Source organism: Pseudomonas sp. GT1P32, from assembly GCF_054897805.1.
Genome location: NZ_CM142704.1, coordinates 6,263,704 through 6,282,307, shown reverse-complemented (window position 1 = coordinate 6,282,307; position 18,604 = coordinate 6,263,704). Strand labels below are relative to the sequence as shown.

Genomic DNA, 18,604 nt, shown 5'->3' with positions numbered 1-18,604 from the left:
ATTAGTTCTCTTTCTCAATTGACAATCATTATCATTCAGAATAATTTGTCGCTCGATGTGTAGGACGGCTCCGATTCTCTTGTCGTCCCACGACCCCATTTGCAGCAAGGTGATTTCCATGACGGAACAAGTATCCACAAGCAGGTGCGATTCACCGCTACTTCAGGCATTCGTGGACAATCGACTGATTCTGGTCAAGATTGCCGCCCGTATTACCGGCTGCCGGTCACGTGCCGAAGATGTCGTTCAGGATGCGTTCTTCCGCCTGCAATCGGCGCCGCAGATCACCTCCTCGATCAAGGCTCAGCTCAGTTACCTGTTCCAGATCGTGCGCAACCTGGCGATCGACCATTACCGCAAACAGGCGCTGGAGCAGAAGTATTCGGGGCCTGAAGAAGAAGGGCTGAACGTGGTGATTCAAGGCGCTTCGCCGGAAACCTCGCACATCAATTTTTCGACCCTGGAAAACATCGCCGACGCGCTGACGGAGCTGCCGAGCCGCACCCGTTATGCCTTCGAGATGTACCGCCTGCACGGCGTGCCGCAAAAGGATATCGCCAAGGAACTGGGTGTTTCGCCGACCCTGGTGAACTTCATGATTCGCGACGCGCTGGTGCATTGCCGCAAGGTGTCGGGCAGTCGCGCAGATACTTTCTCCCGCCGTTAAAAGCTTCGCGGGCAAGCCTTGCTCCTACAGGTCCGTGTCGCTCCCCAAAACGACACTAACCTGTAGGAGCGAGGCTTGCCCGCGAAGGCGGACTCAAGACCACAACCGATCTTGAACCCTACGAATCACGCCAACACACACCGCTCAAAAAACCGCTCCCGCCCCAACACCATCAACGCCGCGCGCTTGTGCGGGAAGTCGAACTCTTTCTCGCAATGAAAGCGCTGCCCCTGCATGTACCCGATCATCTTCGCGTTGTCGGCACGCGGCTCTGCAACCACCCGCCGGGTGCGTGGATCATCGAGAAACAGGTAGTGCGTCAACGCCGATAACCAGCTCGCCACCTTGTGCGGACCGCGATGGTTTTCCTCGCCGACCAGCATGTGAATGCCACGGTCGTAATCATCGACATCGTAGAACGGCGCAATGCGGTCTTCCTTGGCCCAGTAGGCTTCGAAATAAGCAAATGGCTGGTCATCGAAACATCCGATCAACGTCACCGTGTGGGGATCGGCGTCGAGTTTGCTCAGGTATTCGCGATGCTGTTCAAGGCTGCCCTCTTCCTGCCAGAAACTCGCCACCCGCGCACTGTTCTGCCAGCGATTGAACCGCGTCAGGTCCAGGTCGATGTCCAGCGTACGCAGGGAAATCCACGCACCCAGCCGCGCATCGAAACGTCGATAGACTTCACCGCGCGGTTTCACCGGGCGCAATGGATGACGCTTGCCAGCGCTGATCACCATTTGCTGTGGGTAGCTGCGGGTCAGCGACGTCCCCAGCCAAGGCTGCGGCAACTGCCAGAACAGCGTGCGCTCGCAGCGATACTGGTCGGCGAGTTCGGTCGACACCAGCAAACCGCTGAGCAAGGCTTCGGCAGGTGCTTCATCGAGGTGCCAGGTCAGGCGCTGGCAAGCCGGGTCACGGGCAAACAGCCAATAACCGGCGGCCCACACGGCCTGAGTGTCGACGCGCGCCTCGACGTGCACGTGCAACTCGGGCTCACGGGTCAGCCGCAGGGTAATCAGCGGTTGCGCGTCCAGGCTCAGGTTCAGGCGGTTTTCGGTTTCATCCGCCACAAGGCGGTTGCCTGAAGGCAAAGCCAGGGCAGTCAGGTCATTCAGATTGGGCATGGGTCGGGCTCACGATAATCGTCGACAGTTCAACGAAGTGACGTGAGCCAGCGCGGGAAATTTAAGGAAGGTCGGCAAAAACGCTGCCCGGCGACGCGATCTCAGCTGCCCGGAATCGGCACCACGGCGATTTTGTACGGATCGAAAATCTTCAGCATCTGGCCGTTGTCCCGCAACCCTTGCAGCAACTTGCCGAACGCAACACCACTGATGGGCGCCGTCGGGCGGAGAATGGCGTAATGGTGATAGACCTGATCGATGCGCTCGGACACCAGCAACTGATCGGCGACCTTCTCGTTACGCAGCAGGTAATCGCTCAGGTAGGAGCGCGTCACCAGGGCAATGTCGGCGCGCCCGCGCAGCACCATCAGCAGGTTGCTGTCATGGGAATAGGTCAGCGTGGCGTTGTAGTTTTGCGCGAGGACTTTGGGGTCGGCATTGAAGTTGGCGAATTCGTAGTGATAGCCGCTGAACAGCGCCAGACGCTTGCCGGCGAGGTCGGCGAAATAGTTCTGCTGACGATTGGGAATCCGCTGCGCGACAAAAATCTCGGCATCTTCCAGACCCATGTCGACGCTAACGTGGGGAATGTCCTTCCAGCCCCAGTTCGGGTTCTCGAAAATGGCCATGTCCACCCGGCTCTGCTTGAAGTCACCGAAGCGACGCGGAATGGACGTCGGCACGAGCACAAACTGATAGTCGGTTTGCAAGGCATTGAGCGCCTCCACCAATTGCGGCAGAAGCCCGGTGTCAGCACCGGATTCCGGGCGTACGGTGTACGGCGGAAAATGCGCAGCACCGACCCGCACCAGTTGAGCCGCCGGAGACGGCAACACCCAAAGCGCCGCAAGCGCCGCCAGAAAAAGCCGCGAGGCCGTCCGAATTGGCGAAGAAATCAAAACAACCCACTCCCCAAAAAAGTACGCATCAATTCATTCAAGCTAGGCGGTTTCGGCCACTTAGCCAGTTTCCTGCGGCTCCGAGCAACACTATTGTTTTTCTTCGAGCACCAGAATCAACGCCTCATCGGCCAATTGATCGAGTTTCACGCTGCCATCCGGGCGATACCAGGTCGTGGTCCAGGACAGCGCACCGGTCAGAAAACGCCGGGTGATGAACACGTCCCCGCGGATGAATCCCGCGTCCTTGGCCTCCCCCAGCACCTGCAGCCAGAGGTCTTCATAGATGTCGCGCAACGCCAACACCTTCGCTTGTCCGTCTTCGGACAGCGAGCGCCATTCGTACACCAACACCGCCATGGCCTCGCCGCTGCCGCCCATGATCGACTGCAACTCACAGCGAATCAGCGCCAGTACCCGTTCGCGCACGTTTTCGGCTTCGGCGATCGCCGCACGCATCAACGCGGTGTTGTAGCGAATGGTTTCCTCCATCACTGCCCGCAGGATCTCGTCCTTGCTTTTGAAGTGATGAAAAATACTCCCCGACTGAATGCCCACCGCGCCGGCCAGATCACGCACCGTGGTGCGCTCATAGCCTTTGTTGCGGAACAGGTGAGCCGCCACTTGCAGCAGTTTGCCACGGGCGCTGTCCGGGTCGGTCAACTGGCCGTTGTCGACCAATTCGCGCATTACCCTCAGGGCTTTTTGCTCGTCCAACCGTTCTCTCCTACAGTCGTACTCACCGCTAAAACAGCGGGGTTGCGCGGGCAATTTAAGCTGACGAAGGCAACCAAGCAAGCGCTCGGGCAGAAGATATTTAAGTCGTTTACAAACCAAGCGCTTGCTTGGTAGTCTCGATACACGTCTGAGGGAGGTGGCTATGGAAAGGGCTGTGCCTGAAACTGTTCGCATCGGTTGCGCCAGCGCCTTCTGGGGCGACACCTCGACCGCCGCCGCGCAACTGGTGGAAGGCGGACGCCTGGATTACCTGGTGTTCGATTATCTGGCCGAGATCACGATGTCGATCATGGCCGGTGCGCGAATGAAAGATCCTCAGGCCGGCTACGCCAGCGACTTCATCGAAGTGCTCAGCCCGCTGCTCACGCAGCTCGCCGCACAGAACATCCGCGTCATCAGCAACGCCGGCGGCGTCAACCCACAGGCCTGTGCCGCTGCCCTGCAAGTGGCCTGCGACAAGGCCGGCGTGGCGCTGAAAATCGCCGTGTTGCTGGGTGATGACCTGCAACCACAGTTCAAACACCTGAGCACCCGCGGCCTCCACGAAATGTTCAGCGGCGCGCCCTTGCCGCCGATGTGCGTTTCCACCAACGCCTACCTCGGTGCACCCGGCATCGTCGAAGCCTTGCGCCTGGGCGCGGACATCGTCATCACCGGGCGCGTGGTCGACAGCGCCGTGGTCAGCGCTGCACTGGTGCATGAATTCGGCTGGTCCTGGCACGACTACGACAAACTCGCGCAAGCCGCACTCGCCGGTCACATCATCGAATGCGGCGCCCAGTGCACCGGCGGCAACTTCACCGATTGGCGCGACGTGCCCGACTACGAACACATCGGTTTCCCCATCGTCGAAGTCAGCGCCGACAGCCAGTTCATCGTCAGCAAACCCGAAGGCTCCGGCGGCCTGGTCACGCCACTCACGGTCGGCGAGCAGATGCTTTATGAAATCGGCGACCCGCAGGCCTATCTGCTGCCCGATGTGATCTGCGATTTCACCCAGGTCAAACTTCAGCAACAAGGCAAGAACGCAGTTCAGGTACACGGCGCCAAAGGCTTGCCGCCCACCGGCCAGTACAAGGTCAGCGCGACATATCCGGACGGTTTTCGCTGCACCGCCAGTTGCCTGATCGCCGGGATCGACGCAGTGGACAAGGCGCGGCGTGTCAGCGAAGCGATCATCAACAAGACTTCGGAAATCTTCAGTCAGCGCGGTTGGCCGCCCTACAGCGAAGTCAATATTGAACTGCTCGGCAGCGAGGCCACGTACGGCCCCCATGGCCAGCGTCAGGACAGCCGCGAAGTGGTGATCAAACTCGCCGTGCGCCACCCGAACAAACAGGCGCTGATCGTGTTCTCCCGGGAAATCGCCCAGGCCGCCACTGGCATGGCGCCGGGGTTGACCGGGATCGTCGGCGGACGGCCGACGGTGTATCCGCTGATCCGGCTGTTCTCGTTCCTCATCGACAAATCCGCCTGCACGCTGGACATTGATCTCAATGGTCAGCGTCATCCGTGCGCCCTGCCCGCCCTCGACGCGCTCGCCACCGCGGACCTGCCGGTGCCGTACGACCCACCGAAACCCACCGGTCGCGCCGATGCCAGCGTGGCCCTGATCAAGCTCGCGGTCGCACGCTCGGGTGACAAGGGCAATCACAGCAACATCGGCGTCATGGCGCGCGAGCCGGAGTACCTTCCGTGGATCGCCGAAGCCTTGACCCCGGAAGTGATGGTCGACTGGATGAGCCATGTGCTCGACCCGGTTCACGGGCGCGTCGAGCGCTGGTACTTGCCCGCGACCCACAGCCTGAATTTCTTGCTGGAAAACGCCCTTGGCGGCGGTGGCGTGGCCAGTCTGCGGATCGATCCGCAAGGCAAAGCCTTCGCCCAACAACTGCTGGACATCCAGATTCCGGTGCCGCAGCGCATCGCCGACCAGGTCAACTAGAGGACTGCCGCCGTGGCCTACGATTCGATTTTCAAAGCCGATCTGTTTGCTGGCCAAACCATCATCGTCACCGGCGGCGGCAGCGGCATCGGTCGCTGCACCGCCCATGAACTGGCGGCCCTCGGCGCCCATGTGCTGTTGATCGGGCGCAAGGCCGACAAACTGAAATCCGTGGTTGCCGAGATTACCGAGGATGGCGGCAAGGCCGATTGGCAGACCTGCGATATTCGCGACGAAGAAGCGGTCAAGCATCTGGTCAGCGAACTGATCCGCAAGCACGGTCCGATCCACGGACTGGTCAACAATGCCGGCGGCCAATTCCCCTCACCACTGGCCTCGATCAACCAGAAGGGTTTCGAAACCGTGATGCGCACCAACCTGGTGGGCGGTTTCCTGATGGCCCGGGAAGTGTTCAATCAATCCATGAGCCAACACGGCGGCGCCATCGTCAACATGCTCGCCGACATGTGGAACGGCATGCCCGGCATGGGCCACTCGGGCGCGGCGCGCTCGGGCATGGACAACCTGACCAAGACCGCTGCGTTCGAATGGGGTTACGCCGGGGTGCGGGTCAATGCAGTGGCGCCGGGCTGGATCGCCTCCAGCGGCATGGACACTTACGAAGGCGCGTTCAAAGCCGTGATTCCGACCCTGCGCGAACACGTACCATTGAAACGCATCGGCACCGAGTCGGAGGTCAGTGCAGCAATCGTATTCCTGCTCAGCCCCGCCGCGGCGTTCGTCAGCGGCAGCACTTTGCGCATCGACGGTGCCGCCAGCCTGGGCGGTCGGGCGTGGCCGATCCATAAGGCCAAGATCAGTGAGTCGTACAACGGTTTCCATCGCGCGTACTTGCCGGACGTGCTCAAGGACAAGGAATAAGTCATGCCGGTGATTCAGTCGCAAGTCGACCCGTTCAGCGACCAGTTTGCCCAGAACCGTGCAGCGATGCTGGCCGGGATCGAGCAAGTCCGTCAGCTCGAACAGAACCTGCTGAACAAAGCGGCCGAAGCCAAACCGAAGTTCGACAAGCGCGAGCAATTACTGCCCCGCGAACGCCTCAACCTTTTGCTCGACCCCGGTGCACCGTTCCTCGAACTGGCGAGCCTGGCCGGCTACAAATTGCATGACGACAAAGACGGCAGCTCAGCCGGCGGCGGCTTGATTGCCGGGATCGGTTACGTGTCCGGCGTGCGGGTTCTGGTCGTGGCGAACAACAGCGCGATCAAGGGTGGGACGATTTCCCCCAGCGGTTTGAAAAAGTCCCTGCGCCTGCAACAGATCGCCATGGAGAACAAACTGCCGGTGATCACCCTCGCCGAAAGCGGCGGCGCCAACCTCAATTACGCAGCGGAGATTTTCGTCGAAGGCGCGCGCAGTTTTGCCAATCAGGCGCGGATGTCAGCCATGGGGTTGCCGCAGATCACCGTGGTCCACGGTTCGGCCACGGCGGGCGGCGCTTATCAGCCAGGGCTCTCGGATTACACGGTAGTGGTGCGTGGCAAAGCCAAACTGTTTCTCGCCGGCCCGCCATTGCTGAAAGCCGCGACCGGAGAAGTGGCGACCGACGAAGAACTGGGCGGTGCCGAGATGCACGCGCAAACCGCCGGCACCGCTGAATACCTGGCCGAGAACGATGCCGATGGCGTGCGCCTGGTGCGCGAGATTGTCAGCCTGTTGTCATGGAACGAGCAGTTGCAATGGTTGCCCGAACGGCAGTGGAAAGACCCCCTCTACCCTATCGACGAGCTGCTGGGGCTGATCCCGGACGATCCGAAAAAGCCCTACGACGTGCGCGAAATCATTGCGCGGATTGCCGACGGCTCGAACTTCCTTGAGTTCAAGGGTGAGTTCGATCAGCAAACCATTTGCGGCCATTTGCACATTCAGGGGCGCGCCTGCGGATTCATCGGCAACAACGGCCCGATCACTCCCAAAGGGGCGAGTAAAGCTGCGCAATTCATCCAGCTCTGCGATCAGAGCCAGACGCCGCTGCTGTTCTTTCACAACACCACCGGGTTCATGGTCGGCACCGAGTCGGAACAGCAAGGCGTGATCAAGCACGGCGCGAAGATGATTCAGGCGGTGGCAAACGCCCGCGTACCGAAACTGACCATCGTCGTCGGCGGCTCTTATGGCGCCGGCAACTACGCGATGTGCGGTCGCGGCCTCGACCCGCGCTTCATCTTCGCCTGGCCCAACAGCCGCACGGCGGTGATGGGCGGCGCGCAGGCCGGCAAGGTGCTGCGCATCGTCACCGAAGCCAAACAGCTCAAGGACGGCCTGGTACCCGACCCGAAAATGCTCGACATGCTGGAGCAGGTCACCGCACAGAAACTCGACAGCCAGTCCACCGCGCTGTATGGCAGCGCCAGTCTGTGGGACGACGGGCTCATCGATCCGCGGGACACCCGGACCCTGCTCGGTTACTTGCTGGACATCTGTCATGAGGCCGATGTGCGGCCGCTGCAAACCAACAGTTTTGGCGTAGCCCGGTTCTGAACCGGCCAGAGGAGAACAATAAAAATGATCTTCACCCAGGAACACGAAGCACTGCGCCGCACCGTTCGTCAATTCGTCGAAAACGAGATCAACCCGCACGTCGAGGCATGGGAAAAGGCCGGGCGCTTTCCCATCCACGAAATTTTCCGCAAGGCCGGTGACCTGGGCCTGCTGGGAATTTCCAAACCGGAAAAATTCGGCGGCATGGGGCTCGACTACAGCTATTCGATTGTCGCCGCCGAGGAGTTCGGCACCATTCATTGCGGCGGCATTCCGATGTCCATCGGCGTGCAGACCGACATGTGCACCCCGGCGCTGGCGCGTTTCGGTTCCGATGAACTGCGTGAAGAGTTTCTGCGCCCTGCCATTACCGGCGAACAGGTCGGTTGCATCGGCGTTTCCGAAGTCGGCGCCGGTTCCGACGTGGCCGGGTTGAAAACCACCGCCCGCAAGGACGGCGACGACTACGTGATCAACGGCAGCAAAATGTGGATCACCAACTCGCCAAGCGCCGATTTCATTTGTCTGCTGGCCAATACCTCGGACGACAAACCGCACATCAACAAGTCGCTGATCATGGTGCCGATGAACACGCCGGGGATCAGCCTCAGTTCGCACCTGGACAAGCTCGGCATGCGCAGCTCGGAAACCGCCCAGGTGTTTTTCGACAACGTGCGCGTGCCGCAACGCAACCGCATCGGCCATGAAGGCGCGGGCTTCATGATGCAAATGCTGCAGTTTCAGGAAGAACGCCTGTTCGGCGCGGCGAACATGATCAAGGGCCTGGAATACTGCATCGACAGCACCATCGAGTATTGCAAGGAACGTAAAACCTTCGGCAATGCGCTGATCGACAATCAGGTCATCCACTTTCGCCTCGCCGAATTGCAAACCGAAATCGAATGCCTGCGGGCACTGGTCTATCAGGCCACCGAGCAGTACATCAAAGGTCAGGACGTCACGCGTCTGGCGTCGATGGCCAAACTCAAGGCCGGGCGACTGGGCCGCGAAGTCAGCGACAGTTGCCTGCAATATTGGGGCGGCATGGGCTTCATGTGGGACAACCCCGTGGCCCGCGCCTACCGCGATGTGCGGCTGGTGTCGATTGGCGGCGGCGCCGACGAAATCATGCTGGGGATCATCTGCAAACTCATGGGCATCCTGCCGGGGAAAAAGAAATGAGCACCCTGCCGGATTGCCAGACGTTATTGCTCGAACCGCATAACGGCGTGCTGCACATCACACTCAACCGACCGGAAAGCCGCAACGCCATGAGCCTGCTGATGGTCGCTGAACTGCGTGCGGTGCTGTTGGCCGTGCGCGATGACCGTGCGATACGGGCCTTGGTGATCGGCGGTGCCGGTGGACATTTCTGTGCCGGTGGCGACATCAAGGACATGGCCAACGCCCGTGCTCAGGGCGCGAACGCCTTCCGCGATCTGAACCGTGCGTTCGGCGCGCTGCTGCAAGAGGTGCAACACGCACCGCAAGTGGTGATCACCGTGCTGCAAGGCGCAGTGCTTGGCGGAGGTTTGGGCCTGGCCTGCGTCAGCGATGTCGCGCTGGCGGATCATCAGGCGCAATTCGGGCTGCCGGAAACCAGCCTCGGCGTACTGCCCGCGCAGATCGCGCCGTTTGTGGTCCAGCGCATCGGTTTGACTCAGGCCCGGCGCCTGGCGCTGACGGCGGCGAGATTCGATGGCACCCAGGCGCGGCGCATGGGGCTGGTGCATTTTGTCGAGCATGACGCGCAAGCCTTGGCCGAGCGTCTCGGTGAAGTTCTGGCGCACGTGCTGTGCTGCGCGCCGGGGGCCAATGCGACGACCAAAAAACTGTTGCTGGCGAGTACCGGCCAGCCTTCGGGCGCACTGCTGGATGAAGCGGCCGAGTGGTTCAGCGAAGCGGTGACCGGAGCGGAAGGCGTCGAGGGCACGATGGCCTTCGTGCAGAAGCGTAAACCGGGATGGGCGCCTTAAAAGGCTTCGCGGGCAAGTCGGATCGCCGCACCGCTCGCTCCTACAAGGTTTTTGGTGACCACTGTAGGAGCGAGGCTTGCCCGCGAAGAGGCCATCACTTTCACCGCAAAAACCAAGGGAATAAACCATGCCCGCCCTGAAAAAAATCCTGATCGCCAACCGCGGTGAAATCGCCTGCCGTATCCAGCGTACCGCCCAAGCGTTGGGCTACCGCACCGTCGCCGTGTTCAGCGACGCAGATGCGGATGCCTTGCACGTACAAATCGCCGACGAAGCCGTCAACATCGGCCCGGCCCCGGTGCAGCAGTCGTACCTGAACATCCCGGCCATCCTCGACGCCGCCCGCCGCACCGGTGCCGATTCAATCCACCCCGGCTACGGCTTCCTCTCGGAAAATGCCGAATTCGCCCGCGCCTGCCAGCACGCCGGCCTCACTTTCATCGGCCCCAGCCCCGAAGCCATCGAACTGATGGGTAGCAAACGCCTGTCGAAACTCGCCATGCTCGATGCCGGTGTGCCCTGCATCAAAGGCTATCAAGGCACCGGGCAGGACGACGCGACCCTGAGCCGCGAAGCCGAACGCATCGGCTTTCCGCTGATGATCAAGGCCAGTGCCGGCGGTGGCGGGCGCGGCATGCGTCTGGTACACGATGCAGGGGATTTGCTCGCACAGATTCGCACCGCGCGCTCCGAGGCATTGCACGGGTTTGGCAGCGACGAACTGATCCTCGAGCAAGCGCTAATCGATCCGCGTCACGTTGAGGTTCAGCTGTTCGGCGACCAACACGGCAACCTGATTTACCTCGGCGAACGCGACTGTTCGATCCAGCGTCGCCATCAGAAAGTCATCGAAGAAGCGCCCTGCCCGGTCATGACCGCCGAGCTGCGCCAGGCCATGGGGGAAGCGGCGCTCAAGGCCGGTCGCGCGGTGAACTATGTGGGCGCTGGCACTGTGGAGTTTCTGCTGGATGCGCACGGGCAGTTCTACTTTCTGGAGATGAACACGCGGTTGCAGGTGGAGCACCCGGTGACTGAATTGATCACCGGTCTCGATCTGGTGGCCTGGCAGTTGCACGTCGCCGAAGGGCTACCGTTGCCGTTGCGCCAGGAACAGGTGCAACTCAACGGCCACGCCATGGAAGTGCGCCTGTATGCCGAAGACCCGACCCAGGGGTTCCTCCCGCAGACCGGGCGCATCACCACCTGGGAACCGGCTTTGCAGAGTGGAGCGCGGATCGACCATGGGTTGATCGAAGGTCAACACGTCAGCCCGTTCTACGACCCGATGTTGGGCAAAATCATCGCCCACGGCGGCACGCGCGAAGAAGCCCGGCGCAAGTTGCTGCGCGCGGTGCAGGACAGCGTGCTGTTGGGCTTGCCGAGCAATCAGCGCTTGCTCGCCAGCCTGCTGGAACATCCACGCTTCATCAGCGGCGAGTTCAGTACCGGGTTCATCCCGACGCATTTCGCCGACCATCCTTGTTTGCATCCGCATAGCCCGAGTGCTGAAGAACTGGCGATTGCGGCGGCGCTGTTTTATCAGGCTTCAGCGCAGGCTCATCCCTCCGCGCTGGCCGGCTGGCGCAACAACGCCAGTGTGCCGCTGCACTATCGCATCGGCCTGGAGGATCGGGACTGGCCAGTGCAATTGAACGCGGTGCCGGGCGAACCGTACCGGATTGAAGTCGCCGCACAGGCCTTCGAGCTGAACGTCATCCAGTGCGACGGACGCTGGGCCACCCTGGACATCAACGGCATCCGCCAGCGTCATGCCTATCGCCTGGAGGCCGGACAACTCTGGCTGTTCACCCGCCCCGGTAGCCTGCGCCTGGAGGATCGCACGCAAGCGCTGGTCAGCGGCCAGGCCAGCGTCAGCTCAGGCACGCTCAAGGCGCCAATGGACGGCGCGATCGTCGACGTGCTGGTCGCGCAAGGCAGCCCGGTCAGTAAAGGCCAGCTGCTGGTGGTGCTGGAAGCAATGAAAATGGAGCATCCGCTAAAGTCTGGCATCGACGGCGTGCTCAAACGCTTGCAGGTCAAGGTCGGCGATCAGGTAAAAAATCGTCAGATTTTGTTGGAGGTCGAATAAGCCGCTAGGCGGATCCGTCGGGTTTGGCTACGCTCAAGCCCTATCAGGATGCGGATACCGGGAACCCTTCAATGCCTCACTGGCTGGTGATCGATCTGGAAGCCACCACCGATGAGGGTGGCTGGCCAGTTACGGAAATGGAAATCATCGAAATCGGCGCCACGCTGGTGGACCGCCAAGGGCGTGAGCAGGACCATTTCCAGCGCTTCGTGCGACCGTTGCGACGGCCCCTGCTCACGCCGTTTTGTCGTGAGCTGACGCGCATCACCCAGGCCAATATCGACAGCGCACAGGCGCTGACCGAGGTCTGGCCGGCTTTCGAGCGCTGGCTCGGCCAACATCATTCGCGGCTGGAAGGTTGGGCCAGTTGGGGCGATTACGATCGCAAGCAATTGCTTCAGGAATGGGAGCGCCTGCAACTCGACAGCCAACTGAGCCGCGTGCCGCACATGAACCTCAAGCAGCGCTTTGCCAAGGCCCGACGGCTGGAACGCCCGCTGGGACTCAATGGCGCCCTGCAACTGGCCGGCATGCAGTTCACCGGTCAGCAGCACCGGGCACTGGAAGATGCGCGCAATACAGCGCGTCTGTTGCCGCTGATTCTCCCGCTCTAGAGAGGTGACGGCGCCAAGGGCCTTGTGCATACTGGCCGGCCCTTTTTAGCCCTTTTCGAGGAATCGCCCATGTTTAAAGTCAACGAGTACTTCGACGGCACCGTCAAGTCGATCGCCTTTGGCACCGCTGAAGGTCCGGCGACCATCGGCGTCATGGCTCCGGGCGAATACGAATTCGGCACCAGCCAGCGTGAAATCATGCACGTGGTGACCGGCGCCCTGACCGTCAAACTGCCAGACAGCACCGACTGGGAAAGCTTCGCCGCCGGCAGCCAGTTCAACGTGCCAGCCAACAGCAAATTCCAGCTGAAAGTGGCCGTCGACACCGCTTACCTGTGCGAATACCGCGGCTAAAACCCCGGGTTTTCACAGCGCAAAAAAAATGCCCGTGTCCTTGGACACGGGCATTTTTCATTCAGGGTCGCTTATTCCAGGATCGTGACCGGCATGCCGACTTCGAGCTGGCCGTTGCCGTCATTGACCAGATTCTGGCCAAACATCGCACCGTCTTCCTGGGCACGATATTTCTGCAAGGTTGCGAGCGGTTCACGATCATCGCTGCGCTCGCCGGTCTGCGGATCGATGGTGGTCAGAATGCAGCGCGAACACGGCTTGACCACACGAAACTCGACGTCGCCGATACGAATACGCTTCCAGCCGTCCTCGGCATACGCCTCGCTGCCCTCGATCACCAGATTTGGTCGAAAACGCAGCATCTCCAACGAACGCCCGACTTTTTGCGACAGATCCTCAAGGGACGCCTGCCCGATCAGCAACAACGGGAAGCCATCGGCGAAGGCCACCTGATCGTCGTCCTTGCCATAACCGGCCTGTGTGGTACGAGCGCGATCAACCGGCACTTGCACCAGGCGAGTCGGCTTGCCAATGAATCTACTGACCCAGGCCCCCGCCTCGTCACCGGCATCAGGCACACGCAAGGTGTCGCGCCAGATGGTCACGCCACGCAGTTCAGCGTCGCTGGCAGGCAAGGCAATATCGATCGGCATGTGGCCCGGAGCGCTGAGGGTCAAACCGCCCTGAGCATTCCACAACGCCGACAGCTGACTCATCTGCGCCACCGCACGTTGGGTCAGGAAGCGCCCGCTGGCCTCGTCCACCAGCATCCAGCGTCGATCCCCGTCCAGCCCCAGTTTGTCGAGACTGACCTGTTGCAGGGTCTCGCCCTTGCCGGATTTCAACGGATAACGATAAAGCGCGCTCAGACGCAGCATGACCAGCTCCCTGGAGGACAAAAATGCCACCCTATACGAGCTTGATCGCCGAATCAAAGACTGCGAGCTGGATTGCCCACCCTGTGGGAGCGAGCAGGCTCGTTCCCACAGGAAACTGTATCGTGATCAGGCAGGCACTTCGTCGAGCATCAAGCGCTGACGCACCACATCGACCAATTTGTCCGGCTGGAATTTGGAGAGGAAGTTGTCACAGCCGACCTTCTTGACCATCGAGTCGTTGAAACTGCCGGACAACGAGGTATGCAGAACCACGTAGAGGCCGCGCAGACGCGGATCGTTACGGATCTCGGTGGTCAGGCGATAGCCGTCCATTTCCGGCATCTCGGCGTCGGTGAAGACCATCAGCAATTTGTCGGTCATGTTCACGCCGGTATCCGCCCAGCCCTTGAGCATGTTCAGCGCTTTCAAGCCATCGCTGGCAATGTGCATCTTCACGCCCAACTGGCCGAGGGTGTCGCGCAACTGCGAAAGCGCCACGTTGGAGTCGTCTACCAGCAGCACTTCACGGCCACGGGCGCGTTCCAGTACTGGATCGTCGAGTTTGTCGCGGGACACCTTGGCGTTGTACGGAACGATTTCGGCGAGGACTTTTTCGACGTCGATAATCTCTACCAACTGATCATCGACCTTGCTGATGGCAGTCAGGTAATGCTGACGGCCGGCGCTGGTCGGCGGCGGCAGAATGGCTTCCCAGTTCATGTTGACGATGCGGTCCACACCGCCAACCAGGAAAGCCTGCACGGAGCGGTTATACTCGGTGACGATGATCGTGCTGGTAGGGCTCGGCACCAGCGGACGCATGCCGATGGCCTGGGACAGGTCGATCACCGGCAACGTCTGGCCACGCAGGTTGACCACGCCGCAGACAAACGGATGGCGCTGGGGCATCAGGGTCAGTTTCGGCAGTTGCAGCACTTCCTGCACTTTGAAAACGTTGATCGCAAACAATTGCCGCCCAGCCAGGCGGAACATGAGAATTTCCAGGCGATTCTCACCCACCAGTTGCGTGCGTTGGTCTACCGTGTCGAGAATGCCGGCCATCAATGACTCCTGGTCTTGTTCTGATGAATTCACTAAAGAGGGTTATCGGCTGTTTTTTCAGGACCTTGACCCCGATGCAAAATGCCATGCTCAGGCATTGATGTCACATTAACATCATGCTTTACTGGCGCCATCACTTCATCTGCTTCACTCCCTGCGGCGCGACCCTGTTTCGTCCATTAGGTTCCCGTGCGTAAGGGATTCCCCTAGTAACAATCAGGCCCAACCTGATATTCGCAATATCCAATAGCCATTAATGTGACGCCATTCTCATTGCATGAACGGAGTCAGGCTTTTGTGTGCGATCGCAGGTCAGTGGCCATCCACCCTCTTGAACTCCTCCGCCAGCAGACAGCCCGGCTGGAGCGCGATCTCACGACGGCACGGCAACGCCATGGCGCAGATCATTCTCGCCGACACACACGACATTCCCTCATTTGACATGACGTTGTGGAGATAAGCATGCCGAACGACCGTAACGAGTGGGCCAAGCGGTTCCCGGAGTTTCTCGCCGAAGCTGAAACACTCCTGGCCAAATCCGAGGAGTGCCTGAGTCATTTGCAACTGATCAGCAATGACAAGGACGCCATCGAATGCATGCTCAGCACCCTGCTCAAGCTGGCCAACAAGGCCGATGCCCTCGCCCTGGTCGCCGTTTCGGAGTTTTCGCTGCATATCCATGGCTTGCTGAACCATGCCCAAAACCACGTCGACCTGCATGCTCAGGCATTGGGGGCGTTGAAAGACTGTTTCACATTGATGGCCTGGCAACTCGAACTGATCGATCAGACCACTGGCCAACTCAGCCTCGACGACAGTGAACAAACCTCGTTGATCGAAGCCTTTGCCTATCAGGTCGGGCAGAACCAGTTTCAGCCGCCGGTTAATTCAAAACCGTTCCGGCTCGTTTCCTTTTCAGAACGGCAGGCTTAATTTCACCCGATAATTACGCCGTGGTTCGTATTCATATTGCCAAGATGTCACTCTGTAACTTGATCACGCTCATGTCGCAATTGAATATTTCATGCCTATCAACGACAGCCCGATACAAGTAACTATTCCCTTCCTGCCGATAAACTTTTCCATTGTGGAACTATCGTCCAAAACCTTTATTTCCTGACTCTATAGACATATATACCGAACGCGACCAACGGTATGTTAAGTGGTATTATGCCGACCATTAGTTGACGTCAATTAATGGCAGAGTGACTCAGACAGAGACCCGTCAGTCCATTAGACCGGTCTACCCCGCAGCGAACATCCATTGGCTCCATCCGTTATGTACGCCAGCCTCAAGTCAATCACCATGTGGCCCCCCTCCCGAGTAAACGCGCGTCGGTTCACGCTTTTGTTGTGTACCTGCTCGGCGCTCGGCAGCCTGCTGATCTATGGTCTGTCCACGCGCTTGCCGTTAAGTCTGCTGGTGCTCAATATTGCAGCGCTGACGTGTGTCTGGGTGCAGCATCGCCTGTCGCGCAAGTCGATAAAGTTCGAGCCTCAAGAGCTCGCCGACCGTTTATTGAAGGTTCAGGAGAACGAACGCCACCGGCTCAGTCGTGAACTGCATGACGATATTGGCCAGTTATTGACCGCGGCAAAACTTCAAAGTGATTGGCTCAGACGCCGAATGCCCGAAGAACTGCAAGAGCAATGCGCGGCGCTCTGCGACACGCTGGAAGAAACCCTGACCAAAGTGCGTGACGTATCAGCCATCCTTAACCCCAGACAGCTGACCAGCCTGGGGCTGGAAGCCAGTCTGCGTGCGCATTTGCTCAAGACACTGGGCAATACGACGGTGAACTGGAGCCTGGAATGCCATTCACGCTTGACCGGCATCCCCGAAGAAATGGCGGTGGCCGCCTTTCGAATCACTCAGGAAGCGGTGACCAACATACTGCGCCACGCCGAGGCGAAAAATCTGTTGGTCCGCCTGCAACGCCAGCCTCAAGGCTTGACGCTGTTGATCAGCGACGACGGCCTGGGTTTCGCGCCGGCGACGGATCCGGGTCGTGAGGGCCAGCGCGGAATGGCCGGAATGTCGGAACGTATCGATCAGTTGGGCGGTACATTGACCGTCACCAGCGAACCGGGCAAAGGTACTCAAATCGAAGCTCTCTTCCCCTGGGCGCCACGTGCGCTCGAACGGGCCAGTACGAATAAGGTTATGCGTTGACTTGTAACTTACTTCTAGTGGATGACCACTCGCTTATCAGGGCTGGCGTGCGCGCTCTGGTGCTGGATATTCCCGGCTACGCCGTCATCGGCGAGGCCAATGACGGCTCGCAGCTGCTCGAAATGGTCGAGCATCTGTCCCCGGACATCGTGTTGCTGGATATTTCCATGAAGGAAACCGGTGGCCTTGAAGCCTTGCAGCGCCTCAAGCGCGTACGCCCGCAAAGCAAGGTACTGATTCTGTCGATGCACACCGACCCGGCGCTCATCATGCAGGCACTGGAATCCGGCGCTCACGGTTACCTGCTCAAGGACACCACGGCCACCGAACTCGAACATGCCCTGGATGCCCTGCGCAACAACGAGCGCTACCTGAGCCCGGCCATCGCCCATACGGTCATCAACCAGGCGCTGACCCGCAACCAGAAACATCAGCCGGAACCCGCGGACTCGCACAACCTGACGGCACGTCAGCTGGAAATCCTGCGGCTGATTGTTCGCGGAAAATCCACCCGGGAAATCGCCAACGGCCTGGGTTTGAGTATCAAGACGGTCGAAACCCACCGCTCGCAAATCATGAAGCGCTTGCAGATTTACGACGTGGCAGGCCTGGTGCTGTTCGCCGTGCGCGAGCAGATCATCAGTCTGGACGATTGATCATTGCCGGAACGCTCAGCAGCGGCGAGTCCTCGGGCAAATGTACCCGCAGTGCTGCCGGGCGCGCCGAGAAACGCAAGCTGTCGCCTTCCAGTGGTTCACCATCGAGATTGATGTAAAGCCCTTCCGAGACCTTGATCTCGACCCATGGCAGACGGGCGCGCACAAACATGCTGTCGATACCGAAGCCGTCGGCGAGCAAGCTTTTCAACGTACCCACCACTTCCTGCGGTGCAGGCAGAATACTGATATCCAGCAGGCCGTCATCCGCCAGCGCCTGTGGGCACAGCACGTGACCACCGCCCGCCTGTCGGCCATTGCCGATGCCCAGTGCCAGCAGCTCGCCACTCCACTGAAAATCCGGGCCATGCAGCTCGCCATAGGCCGCATGCAACTCGCTGAAACGTGACAACCCCGTGAACAGGTAGGCCGCACCTCCGAGCACTTTCTTCAAGTCCTCTGAGGTATTGGCCGTGACCTGACTGCCGAAGCCGCCCGTGGCCATATTCAGAAACACCTGCCCGCCGACCTCCCCCAGGTCGATGGCACACGGTTCAGTATCCAGAAGATTCAAGGCTTGGGCGGGTTCCAGAGGCACACCGGCAGCGCGCGCGAAATCGTTGGCGGTTCCCAACGGCATCAGCACCAGGCTGGCCTGCGTCGACTGCGCAGCCATGGCTTCAGCAATATCACGCAACGTTCCGTCACCGCCTCCAGCGATGACCTGTCTGTAGCCCGCCGCCAGCGCCTCATCCACCAGGCGCCGTGCGTCGCCGGCCTCCCAGGTCAATCGAACAGCCAACTCCCAACCTTGTGCGCGTTTGCCCTCGACCGCCGCACGAACCTCCTCGTTGAGCGCCTGCTTGCCATGCAGAATCAACAGTGCCTTACGTTCGCTCATTGTGATAACCCCCATGTTTG

General features: G+C 60.1%; 18 protein-coding genes. 12 read left to right on the top strand and 6 right to left on the bottom strand.

Going from position 1 to position 18,604, the window contains the following annotated elements:
• Positions 1-118 precede the first annotated feature (118 nt).
• Positions 119-667 (top strand): RNA polymerase factor sigma-70, encoded by a 549-nt coding sequence (locus ACYZUC_RS28820; RefSeq protein WP_008030278.1) that lies wholly within the window; start codon positions 119-121, stop codon positions 665-667.
• Positions 668-792: 125 nt separating this feature from the next.
• On the opposite strand, the gene ACYZUC_RS28815 is transcribed toward ACYZUC_RS28820, so the two are convergent.
• The 3 genes from ACYZUC_RS28815 to ACYZUC_RS28805 form a co-directional block, all read right to left on the bottom strand.
• Positions 793-1,797, bottom strand: a complete 1,005-nt coding sequence (locus ACYZUC_RS28815) for a GNAT family N-acetyltransferase (protein WP_461991983.1) — start codon at positions 1,795-1,797, stop codon at positions 793-795.
• A 101-nt stretch (positions 1,798-1,898) separates the two neighbouring features.
• A complete protein-coding gene (locus ACYZUC_RS28810) occupies positions 1,899-2,693 on the bottom strand; it encodes a substrate-binding periplasmic protein (RefSeq protein WP_461996781.1) in 795 nt (264 codons plus the stop codon).
• A 93-nt stretch (positions 2,694-2,786) separates the two neighbouring features.
• Positions 2,787-3,413 (bottom strand): TetR/AcrR family transcriptional regulator, encoded by a 627-nt coding sequence (locus ACYZUC_RS28805; protein WP_461991982.1) that lies wholly within the window; start codon positions 3,411-3,413, stop codon positions 2,787-2,789.
• Between the two features lie 175 nt (positions 3,414-3,588).
• Between ACYZUC_RS28805 and ACYZUC_RS28800 the strand changes: the two genes are divergently transcribed.
• The 8 genes from ACYZUC_RS28800 to ppnP all read left to right on the top strand — a co-directional run bounded on the left by ACYZUC_RS28800 (position 3,589) and on the right by ppnP (position 12,914).
• Positions 3,589-5,379, top strand: a complete 1,791-nt coding sequence (locus ACYZUC_RS28800) for an acyclic terpene utilization AtuA family protein (RefSeq protein WP_461991980.1) — start codon at positions 3,589-3,591, stop codon at positions 5,377-5,379.
• Between the two features lie 12 nt (positions 5,380-5,391).
• Positions 5,392-6,261 (top strand): SDR family oxidoreductase, encoded by an 870-nt coding sequence (locus tag ACYZUC_RS28795; protein ID WP_461991978.1) that lies wholly within the window; start codon positions 5,392-5,394, stop codon positions 6,259-6,261.
• A gap of 3 nt (positions 6,262-6,264) precedes the next feature.
• Positions 6,265-7,881, top strand: a complete 1,617-nt coding sequence (atuC, locus tag ACYZUC_RS28790; protein WP_461991977.1) for a geranyl-CoA carboxylase subunit beta — start codon at positions 6,265-6,267, stop codon at positions 7,879-7,881.
• 24 nt (positions 7,882-7,905) lie between these two features.
• The gene (gene atuD / locus ACYZUC_RS28785; RefSeq protein WP_008044426.1) at positions 7,906-9,063 is read left to right on the top strand and encodes a citronellyl-CoA dehydrogenase; all 1,158 of its coding nucleotides are present in this window, start codon (positions 7,906-7,908) and stop codon (positions 9,061-9,063) included.
• Positions 9,060-9,857, top strand: a complete 798-nt coding sequence (locus ACYZUC_RS28780; protein WP_461991975.1) for an enoyl-CoA hydratase/isomerase family protein — start codon at positions 9,060-9,062, stop codon at positions 9,855-9,857. Before atuD ends, ACYZUC_RS28780 begins: the two co-directional genes overlap by 4 nt.
• A 127-nt stretch (positions 9,858-9,984) precedes the next feature.
• On the top strand, positions 9,985-11,946 hold the full coding sequence (locus tag ACYZUC_RS28775) for an acetyl/propionyl/methylcrotonyl-CoA carboxylase subunit alpha (RefSeq protein ID WP_461991973.1): 1,962 nt from the start codon (positions 9,985-9,987) through the stop codon (positions 11,944-11,946).
• A 71-nt stretch (positions 11,947-12,017) separates the two neighbouring features.
• Entirely contained in the window at positions 12,018-12,560 is a 543-nt protein-coding gene (locus tag ACYZUC_RS28770) for a 3'-5' exonuclease (RefSeq protein WP_461991972.1), read from the top strand.
• Positions 12,561-12,629: 69 nt separating this feature from the next.
• Complete coding sequence (ppnP, locus tag ACYZUC_RS28765; RefSeq protein ID WP_461991971.1) at positions 12,630-12,914, top strand: pyrimidine/purine nucleoside phosphorylase; 285 nt, start codon at positions 12,630-12,632, stop codon at positions 12,912-12,914.
• 71 nt (positions 12,915-12,985) lie between these two features.
• Here ppnP and ACYZUC_RS28760 read toward each other — a convergent pair whose 3' ends face one another.
• Both ACYZUC_RS28760 and ACYZUC_RS28755 read right to left on the bottom strand, forming a co-directional pair.
• A complete protein-coding gene (locus ACYZUC_RS28760) occupies positions 12,986-13,792 on the bottom strand; it encodes an MOSC domain-containing protein (RefSeq protein ID WP_461991969.1) in 807 nt (268 codons plus the stop codon).
• A 126-nt stretch (positions 13,793-13,918) separates the two neighbouring features.
• Positions 13,919-14,854, bottom strand: a complete 936-nt coding sequence (locus ACYZUC_RS28755; RefSeq protein WP_084321141.1) for a chemotaxis protein CheV — start codon at positions 14,852-14,854, stop codon at positions 13,919-13,921.
• A 462-nt stretch (positions 14,855-15,316) separates the two neighbouring features.
• Between ACYZUC_RS28755 and ACYZUC_RS28750 the strand changes: the two genes are divergently transcribed.
• From ACYZUC_RS28750 to ACYZUC_RS28740, 3 genes are all read left to right on the top strand, one after another.
• Positions 15,317-15,787, top strand: a complete 471-nt coding sequence (locus ACYZUC_RS28750) for a hypothetical protein (protein ID WP_461991967.1) — start codon at positions 15,317-15,319, stop codon at positions 15,785-15,787.
• Positions 15,788-16,133: 346 nt separating this feature from the next.
• Positions 16,134-17,027, top strand: coding sequence for a sensor histidine kinase (locus tag ACYZUC_RS28745; RefSeq protein ID WP_461996780.1), 894 nt, complete (start codon positions 16,134-16,136; stop codon positions 17,025-17,027).
• The gene (locus tag ACYZUC_RS28740; protein ID WP_253404499.1) at positions 17,024-17,683 is read left to right on the top strand and encodes a response regulator; all 660 of its coding nucleotides are present in this window, start codon (positions 17,024-17,026) and stop codon (positions 17,681-17,683) included. The genes ACYZUC_RS28745 and ACYZUC_RS28740 overlap by 4 nt, the downstream gene beginning before the upstream one ends.
• Here the strand turns inward: ACYZUC_RS28740 and yegS are convergent.
• Entirely contained in the window at positions 17,667-18,584 is a 918-nt protein-coding gene (gene yegS, locus ACYZUC_RS28735; protein ID WP_461991965.1) for a lipid kinase YegS, read from the bottom strand. The two genes, ACYZUC_RS28740 and yegS, sit on opposite strands and share 17 nt — an antisense overlap.
• Between the last annotated feature and the right edge of the window lie 20 nt (positions 18,585-18,604).